This is a genomic window from Collinsella sp. AM43-1, assembly GCF_003467925.1.
Lineage (GTDB): Bacteria > Actinomycetota > Coriobacteriia > Coriobacteriales > Coriobacteriaceae > Collinsella.
Genome location: NZ_QSFR01000008.1, coordinates 1 through 1,765 on the forward strand (window position 1 = coordinate 1; position 1,765 = coordinate 1,765).

General features: G+C 59.0%; 2 protein-coding genes. Both read right to left on the minus strand.

Translation table 11 applies throughout. The features are described 5' to 3' along the window. Window positions 1-95: 95 nt before the first annotated feature. Entirely contained in the window at window positions 96-596 is a 501-nt protein-coding gene (locus tag DW925_RS04925) for an ATP-binding protein (RefSeq protein WP_117790507.1), read from the minus strand. 196 nt (window positions 597-792) lie between these two features. Next, window positions 793-1,368: a methylated-DNA--[protein]-cysteine S-methyltransferase gene (locus tag DW925_RS04930; RefSeq protein ID WP_233540234.1), complete on the minus strand. Its 576-nt coding sequence runs from the start codon at window positions 1,366-1,368 to the stop codon at window positions 793-795. Window positions 1,369-1,765 lie beyond the last annotated feature (397 nt).

The following is a 1,765-nucleotide window of genomic DNA, read 5'->3' on the forward strand; positions in this document are numbered from 1 at the left end:
CCTATTTGCTCAATGTGTTCGGCTGAGATCGGAAATCAACCGACGTTTCCCCAGATAAAACCTGCCAAAATAAACCTGTTCCTTTTTGGCAGGTTTTAAAGGCAAACGGTGAAGGTGATCTGGTTGCCGTGACCGGATACGGTGGCGGCGCCTCCATGGGCCTCGGCGATGGCACGCACCACGGACAGGCCCACGCCCGAGCCACCCGTCTTGGAGCTGCGCGACGCATCCGCACGATAGAAGCGATCGAACAATCGGTCCAGGTCGCCCTCGGGCAGCTCGTCCACGGCGTTCGTTACGACAAGCTCGGCGGCGCCCTTGCCTTTGCCGTGCGAAACGGCGCACAGGCTCAGCTCAATCACGCTGCCCTCGCTCGCATAGCGCGTGGCGTTGTCCAGTAGCAACTCAACCACCTGCGCCACCGCCGCGGCATCGGCATGGGTCCGCACGCCGGTCGCAATCGACGTCGACAGGCGCTTACCGCCTGAGACCACCACCGACTTAAACGGCGCCGCCGCCTTGTTCACCGCCTCCGAAAGATCGATCGACGCCATGGTAAAGCCCGCCGAGCCCTCGTCCATGCATGCCAAGAACACCAAGCGCTCCGTGAGCGCCGATAATAGCGCACCCGCACTCGCCTTAGTGCTGCCTTAGCAGGTCGATGAGCATATTTAAAAAAGCAAGGTTATAGCTTAGTCGGACTTAAGGAACGGGCGGCTTCACATCTCGCCCTGCAAACAACGCCCGTACAGCGAGCGCGCTTGCCGCATGGGCGTTGCGGCCGCCTGCAGCTTATAGATAGGCACCCTCGAGGCGCAGCAGCCACTCCTTGCGATCCAGTCCACCGGCGTATCCGTTGAGCGATCCGTCGGCCGCGACCACGCGATGGCACGGCACGATAATCGAAATAGGGTTGCGAGCGACCGCAGCCCCCACCGCGCGAGGAGATACAACGGGCGCTTCATTTCCCGGCACACGATGTCGAGCCGCAACACGCTGGGCGATCTCGCCATACGTAGCGACCTCGCCACGCGGAATTGAAAGTAGCTCAAACCAAACCTCACGCTGAAACGCCGTGCCAATCAAATGCAACGGCGGCGTAAACCGAGGCTCCTGCCCCGCAAAATAGGCGTTGAGCCAAGCCCAAGAACGCTCTTGCACCGAAGAAGCCGCGCCATTGGCCGGATTTACCGTCTGCATGCCCCCGGCACCCGAAACTGCATCGGTGCCCTCAACGTATTCGGCGCTTTCTTTAAGAAGCGTGGAACCAAAGTGCTCCTGCCCCTCAAACCAAAGCCCCGTCAGACCGCGGCCATCAGCGGCAAGCAAGATTTCGCCCAAAGGCGAAGCAAACGTCGTCGTGACCACCAGCGGCTCCCTTCAAAACTCCGCAACATAATACCGCGAATTGTACAGACAACCCCGCAGATACGTCTGGGCGGGCTCGCAATTACTTAAGCGAGACTGTTTTCCCTAATCAAGCGAAAAAGACGCAGGGCATCGACACCAGAGCGGTACCCCTGTCAGCCGAGCTCTAATACTTTCCCGAGAAGTGAACGAGTAAAAACGAAGTCCCGGAGCATCCACACCTTTAGACCGCAAAACCGCAGGATTCGCGCTGCAAAACCGCAGGACATAGCAATCAAAAAATGCCAATGCTTCGGGGGTCCAAATAAGGTCGTTCACTTCACGGGAAAAGTATTAGACCTCAATTCGCACCAAGCCCAAAGTCACCCCAGGCAGCAGGCGCGAAGCGCCGAGGCCG